This is a genomic window from bacterium (assembly GCA_021372615.1).
Taxonomy (GTDB): domain Bacteria; phylum Armatimonadota; class Zipacnadia; order Zipacnadales; family UBA11051; genus JAJFUB01.
Genome location: JAJFUB010000006.1, coordinates 1 through 6,714 on the forward strand (window position 1 = coordinate 1; position 6,714 = coordinate 6,714).

The 6,714-nt window shown below is 68.7% G+C and carries 4 protein-coding genes; all 4 read right to left on the reverse strand.

The window, feature by feature from the left end; all coding sequences use genetic code 11:
- Positions 1 to 40 precede the first annotated feature (40 nt).
- The 4 genes from LLH23_00315 to LLH23_00330 all read right to left on the reverse strand — a co-directional run bounded on the left by LLH23_00315 (position 41) and on the right by LLH23_00330 (position 6,607).
- Entirely contained in the window at positions 41 to 1,225 is a 1,185-nt protein-coding gene (locus LLH23_00315) for a hypothetical protein (GenBank protein MCE5236917.1), read from the reverse strand.
- A gap of 11 nt (positions 1,226 to 1,236) precedes the next feature.
- On the reverse strand, positions 1,237 to 2,523 hold the full coding sequence (locus LLH23_00320) for a hypothetical protein (protein MCE5236918.1): 1,287 nt from the start codon (positions 2,521 to 2,523) through the stop codon (positions 1,237 to 1,239).
- Between the two features lie 128 nt (positions 2,524 to 2,651).
- Positions 2,652 to 3,653, reverse strand: coding sequence for a beta-lactamase family protein (locus LLH23_00325; GenBank protein MCE5236919.1), 1,002 nt, complete (start codon positions 3,651 to 3,653; stop codon positions 2,652 to 2,654).
- A 98-nt stretch (positions 3,654 to 3,751) separates the two neighbouring features.
- The gene (locus tag LLH23_00330) at positions 3,752 to 6,607 is read right to left on the reverse strand and encodes a right-handed parallel beta-helix repeat-containing protein (GenBank protein ID MCE5236920.1); all 2,856 of its coding nucleotides are present in this window, start codon (positions 6,605 to 6,607) and stop codon (positions 3,752 to 3,754) included.
- Positions 6,608 to 6,714: the final 107 nt, after the last annotated feature.

A 6,714-nucleotide genomic window follows, 5' to 3' on the forward strand; every position in this document is an offset into this window, starting at 1 on the left:
GGGGTACAAGCCCCCGCCCTACAGCGGCAGACATCCCGCCCTAGAGCGATGGCAGGCCGAAGACTTCGCGGTACGTGTTCAGGTGTGTCAGGAACAGGTCGGTCTGCACGTTCTCGTGGATGCAGTTGCCGGACATGAGGATGTGGCCGCCGCCGCCCCAGCCCTTCTCGATACACTCGCGCGTGTGGGCGCGGACCTGCTCGGGCGTGCCCGAGGTGAGCGTGTGGCGGATGTCTATGTTGCCGATGAAGGTCTTCAGCGGAAACTCGCGCTTCAGCCGCGCCAGGTCCATGCCGGCGGCGAAGTCTATCTCCTCGTAGCCGTCCACCTCGGCCGTGACCAGGAAGTCGTGCAGCACGGGCCACAGGTCGCCATCGGAGGCGTTGGTCGTCCAGACGCCGAGGTCGTGGAGGGGGCGGGACTGCTCGCGCAGATTCGCGGCGATGAAGGCGCGGTAGTCGGGCGGGCTGCACATGGGGCCGTGATCGCAGGCGAAGTCACCGCCCAGGGCAATCACATCGGCACCCTCGGCGACGAGCTGCCGGGCCCGGTGCAGGCCGGCCACGGCGTTGCGGCGGTAGTACTCGGCCAGGAGGTCGCGGTCGGTGATGAACCACTCGAGCATGAACTCGGGGAGCGTTGCGACGCCGACGGAGTAGACGGCGCAGAAGATGGGCAGGTCCATCCCCTTCTCGGCCATGAGGCGCCGGGCGGTGCGGATGAGGCGGAAAGCCGTCGGGTCGGTGGGAGCGGTCACCGACCGCGATCGGTCGGGGTCGGTGACCCCTCCCACAGGCGGCGCCGACCCGGAGAGCGACTGCCGCATCGCGGCCTCGCGGGCAGCAAGGTCGGGGGCCGGGGCGCCCTCGGTCCAGGTGCGGATCCAGCCACTGGCCATGCGCTGCTGGTACGTCCTGCCGGTGCGCCAGGTCTCTTCGTCCACGCGCACAGGGCGCTCGGCCGGCGGGCCGCCGATCTCATACAGGCGGATCATGTCGAAGCCGAGCAGCTCGCACAGCTCGACCTCATCGCGCGCCCACTGCTCGACGAGGCCATCCCAGTCGCCGTCCGCCAGGCGCTCCATGCGATAGTGGAAGTTGCTGGCGGCGCAGGGGCGGCCGAGGAGATCGTCGGCAGCCGGCGACTTGATGAGCTTCTCCCAGATGGGGGTGCGGTCCGGGTCGCGGTGCTCGAAGGCGGCGGTAATGCGTTCGCGGGAAGTCACGGGCTGCTCCTTCAACTGAAGCTCGGCAGGTAGGCCGCCTGGAGTGTCAGCATGTCGTCGAGCAAAGCGCGGGCGTCGCGGATGCTGTGCATGCACGGGTCCAGCAGCAGGGCCCGCAACAGCAGCCGCTTGTCGCGCGTGCGGTAGGCCTCGGTGAGCGCGGCCACGATGTCACACTGCAGGCGCAGGTGGGCGGCGTACGTCTCGGGTAGCGCACCGACCGCGAGCGGCTGTATCCCCTGTCGGTTGACCAGGGCCGGCACTTCGACCGCCGCGCCCGGCGGCAGATTGTCAATCAGCGGGCCGGTGTTGAGCAGGTTCACCGCGGCAACTCGGAGTGGCTCCTCGCGCTGCAGGGCCGCGATCACGGCGGTGGCGACCTCACCGCTCACGCCGGCGGCGTCGGCAACGGGCACCTCGCCGCGCAGCACCCGCGCGACCAGGCTGTCGGCCGGCTGCTTCCCGGTGACGGGGTGGCTCTCCTGCCCGTAGTGCCACTTGCGGCCGGTGAACTCGGCCGCGAAGCCGAAGTACTCGCCGATGTGGTCGTCGGAGGGGTAGCTGAGCACATCCCAGATGCGCGCCAGCTCGCGATACAGCGGCGGGACGTCCACGGTCTCGTCTTCCTGCACCATCTTGAGCATCCGTGCCAGGTGCTCGCTGCCGTCGCGCCTGTCTTTGATGCTCAACCCGCAGAAGATGTGATTCAGGCCCGCGCTGGTCAGCTCGAGGTGCTCCTCGGGGATACCCAGCACGCGACTGGCGAGCCGCTGGAGGCCGAAGACGCCGTGGCACAGGCCGATGGCGCGGACGTGCGTCAGGTGTAGGATGGCATGAAGCACGCGCGACTCGGGATTGGTGAAGTTGAGCAGCAAGGCGTCGGGGCACAGGCGCTCGATGTCGCGACAGATCGGGATGATCAGCTCGAAGCTGCGCAGGGCGTGGAAGAGCGCGCCCGGGCCACCGTTCTCGCCCAACACGTGCTCGACGCCGTAGGCCTGCGGCACGCGGAAGTCCTGCTCCCACAGGGCCATGCGCTGGATGCTGACGGCCGTGATGACATAGTCGGCGCCGGGCAGGGCCTGCGTGCGGTCGGTCGTGCTCGTGATCGTGGCCGGGCTGCCGTTGTGCTCCCGGAGCAGGCCAGCGAACTGCGTCATCCGGTCGAGGGCCTCGGGGTTGAGGTCCACCAGGCAGACCTCGAGATCCGTGAGGGCGCGCCCGGGCTCGCCGAGCAAGTCGGCCAGCACGCCGCGCCCGAAGCTGTTGCTGCCGGCGCCGATGATGACGATCTTCATGGGTGTTCTCCGTGCTGTAGGGCGGGGGCTTGTACCCCGCCCATCCGTTCGGTTAGTGTCACTCGGGGCGGGGTACAAGCCCCCTGAGACCGCAAGCGGTCTCTACGCCCTACAGCGGCGTGCCGCTGTTATGCGTACAGCGTGTTCAGCACTGCGAAGCAGTGGTCGTTGCCCGAGCCCCAGCGGTTGGTCAGCAGCACGAAGACCAGGTCGCAGGCAGGATCGAGGTACCACAGCGTGCCGGTGGCCCCGCCGTGGAAGTAGCCGCTCTCGGGCTGCCGGGGGAACTCCGGCCGCTGCTCGCGGTTGAAGCCCAGCGTGCGCCGGCTCATGGCGGCCGCGTCACCGGCCAGGGGCAGCGCCGGCTGCAGGGCCGTGGCGCGGGCGTTCGTCGCGGCCGACACGAGCTTGCCCGGCGTGAGCCACGCGCGGCCGAGGGTCAGTAGATCGTCCAGCGTGCTCCACAGCCCGCCGCCGGACATGGCCAGGCGCGCGAGGGCCTCGCGCTCCGGCCCGTCGGGCACCGGGTGGTCCACGGTTGGCATGGCGAGGGCGGGGTCAGGGCTGTAGGTCGTGCGGCGCAGACCGGCCGGGCCGCAGACATACTGTTGCAGCGCCTGTTCCATCTCCAGGCCGAGCCGGCGGCGGATCATCTCGTTGATGAGCTGGAACGAGTGCGTCGTGTAGCGCGAGCAGGTGCCGGGGGCATCCACGAGGGGCTCGGTGCACAGGCGCTCCAGCAGGGCTTGCGAGTCGAAGTTCACCTCATGGCAGGCATCCACGAAGCGCGAGGGCAGGCCGGTGCTGTGGTTGAAGATCTGGCTGAGGCGGATGGCCCGGCGCGTTTCGTCAGCGCCGAACTCCGGGATGACCTCCGCGATCGGCTGCTCGTAGTCGAGGACGCCCTGCTCGACCAGCACCGCTGTCAGCACGCCGGTGATGGCCTTGGAGATGGAGGCGAGGGCATACTGCCGGTCACACAGTGCGGCGTCTTCGCTCCCGTCGCCATCATAGGCCGTGCGGCACAGCAGCCCGCTGCCGGCGGCGGCGGCGACGGCCACCATCGGCAGGTGGCCGCTTTGTACATACTCGCGCGTCTGCGCGAGCATGGTGTCCACGTTCTGTCGCATCAGTCGAGTCCTTTCGGTCATTGCGTCGTGCGGCGGTGGTGGGTCGGGGGTTGAAACCCCCGCCTGGCAGAAGCGTCCCTCCGGGACGCCTGTGAGCGCTATTGCAGCACGATCAGGCCGGCGTTGGCGACGACCCAGTTCTGGGCGTTCGTGCCGGCCCAGGCGATCCATTCGCTGGTGCTGGTGCGGTTGACGCCGAGGTTGAAGCGGAACGTCAGCGCACGGCCAGCGGGGCTGGCCGTGGTACCCAGAGCAGACAGCGGAACCGCCCATTCCGCTGTCCACTGGTCGGCGCCTGCCTGCGCGGCGTACTTCGTCTTGTCGCCCAGGGCTGCGGCCTGCTTGACCGTGGCCCCGGCGTCGCTGACGCTCTCGAACTTGCCGCTTGCGAACCCGTGGATCACGTAGATGGGCCCGGCGGGCTTGTCGCCCTGCATGGCCTGCAGGCAGACCTCCGCCCCGTCGTGCTGGCCCCAGGCTTCGCCAAGGCTGAGCTTGCCACCGGGTGGCAGGGGGACCGTGAGGGCGACATAGAGCATCGTCGCATCGTGGGTGACGACGGCGCTGGCGGGCAGGGACTTGATCGGCGTGCGGCCGGGCGTCTCGGCCGGCTTGAACTGCGCGGCGGGCCATTCGTCCTCGGTCAGCTTGCCGTCAATCGTCGGCGCCGCTGCGATCGCGGGCACCGGCACAGGCGTCTTGACGCGCAGTTCGGTCGCGGCAGGCGGGATGGGCAGCTTGTCCTGGGAGATCAGCGGGTGCTCCCGCGCGCCCTCGGCCTGCACAATCGGCCACGAGGCGCGCAGCGGGCTCCGGTACGGTCCGATGCGCCGGACGGGGATCTGTCTGAAGCCCAGCTTCAGGGCCGGCGATTCGGGCTTGAGGCGGTAGTCGTCGTGCCTGGCATCCACGAACAGCGGGTCGGCGATGACCGAGGCCTTGTCCTGGCCGAGCTTCTGCCACGCGGCCCACTGGTCGGCGGGCTCAGCGCCCTTGAGCCCCATCGTCACCGGTCCGCCAGCGTTGCAGATCACGTTCTCATCGAAGCTGTTGTACTCCAGGTTGACGTTGCCCAGGCGATAGAGCGGGGCCTTGGGGCTGTCGTACCACACGATGTTGCGCCGGAAGAAGTTGTGAGCCATGATCTTGCCGTCGGGCAGCACGGCCTGCTCGGGGCCGATGTCCATATGGCGCATGAACTGCCAGGCGGGCTGGTCCTTGACCATGTTGTAGCCCTCGACCATGGTCTTGTAGTGGTTGATCCAGTACGGGTGCTTGTCGGTCCAGCCGCTGTACTGGACCTGCTGGTCGCGGCCGCCGATGAGAATGTTGTTCTCCATCACGTTGTCGCGACCGTTGTGCAGGTGGATCAGCGCGGTCGGGCAGCGCACGAGGATGTTCCCGATCACATCCACCCCGCCGGTGTTGTCGTCCAGGTACACGCCCCAGGCGAAGTGCGGCGACAGCCAGCGGCCGTACTGGTCGTGCCCGTAGCCGAGGATGTCGTGGAAATAGTTGTGGCGGATGACGCTGCCGCGCGAGGAGATCCAGTCGCGCCCGCCGGTATAGACCGCTCCGGTGTCCTCGGTCTCCAGGTTCACGTGCCGAATCTCGTTGTACTCGATCAGCAGGTTGTTGCCTGAGAAGATGATGCCCATGCGCGGGCCGTCGTGGATGAGGTTGTGGGTGGCCTTGTTGCCCACGCCGCTCATGGCCACCCCGACGCCCTGCTTGTACATCTGCCCGACATGGTGGATGTAGTTGTTGTCGGCGGCATTGTTGGCGGGCGTCAGGGTCTTGCGGTCGCCGCCGGAGAGCGAGACGCCGTTGCCGCCGGTGTCGTGGATGTCATTGCCCACGACGCGGTTGTCGCTGCCGCCGCTGACCGCCACGGCTGAGAAGCCCCAGTCCCACACCCCCACGGTGTTGCGGATCGTGTTGCCCGCGATGGTGCAGTGCCGGCAGCCTTGCAGCAGTAGCCCCGTCTGGTCGCAGCCCTCCATCACGAAGCCCTGGAAGGTGACATAGGCGGCGTCCTTCATCTGCAGCAGGTTGCTCAGCGCCGAGGCCGTCACGCTGTCCTTCGTGATCTTGGCCGGGGGCCAGAAGTACAGCGTCCCCGCCTGCTGGTCGAGGTACCACTCGCCCGGGCTGTCGAGGGCCTCGAAGACGTTGCGCAGGTAGTACCGGTCGCCCGGGCGGATCGCGTAGGAGCAGTCGGCGGCCAGCGTGAGCGTGTGCGCGGCGCGGTCTACGCTCGCGACGCGGACGCAGTTGTTCCACCAGTTGTAGCGGGGGAAGATGAAGACCTCGGCCTCGGTGGGACGCGCCATCTCGGGCACGTCGCCCGCCTTGTACACGAGCTTGCGCTTGTCATCGCCCGGCTGGTCGCCGTACATGTTCACGAGCTTGCCGTCCACGTAGGCCCAGCCGCCACCGTAGGGGTTCCTGGGGTCGAAGTTGGGCGTTCGGGCGAGGATCTGCCGCCGGCCGCTGAAGAAGAGCTGCTTGAAGGCGACGCCCTTGAGGCCCTGGCCGGCCATGTCGGACTGCAGGATCTTGCCCTGGTAGGGCCTGAAGCCGTTGACGGCGCGGGCGCCGGTCAGGATGGGCCGCTCACCGGGGTAGGCCTGGTAGACGATGGGCGCCTCCTGCGTCCCGGAGTCCTCGGGGCCCAGTGTCAGCGCTCGGGGCAACTGGTAGAGCCCGGCGCGCACCTGGATCGTCACGCCCGCGCCGAGTTGCCCGGCGGCTTTGAGCTTGCGCACCTCATCCTGCGCGCGCTGCAGGGTCAGGAAGGGGCCGTCGCTGCGGGCCAGGTTCGGCGTGGCGAGGGCGCCGGACCAGGCGTCATTCCCGGTGGGGGCGACATAGCGGACGGTCGGGGGCGCGGCCATCGCCAGCGACACGAGTAGCCCCAGGGCGAGCATCACGCCAATGGTTGCGCGGTACATGTGAGCACCTCCGAGACGTTGGGGCGGCCAGAGCCGTGTCAGTCGTTGGTTGCGGGGGAGCGCCGTTGTAGGGCGGGGGCTTGTACCCCGCCCCGCATGGCACTACC

Coding starts and splice junctions, on each gene's coding strand:
- LLH23_00320 (MCE5236918.1), bottom strand. CDS start 2,523: ATGAAGATCGTCATCATCGGCGCCGGCAGCAACAGCTTCGGGCGCGGC.
- LLH23_00325 (MCE5236919.1), bottom strand. CDS start 3,653: ATGCGACAGAACGTGGACACCATGCTCGCGCAGACGCGCGAGTATGTA.
- LLH23_00330 (MCE5236920.1), bottom strand. CDS start 6,607: ATGTACCGCGCAACCATTGGCGTGATGCTCGCCCTGGGGCTACTCGTG.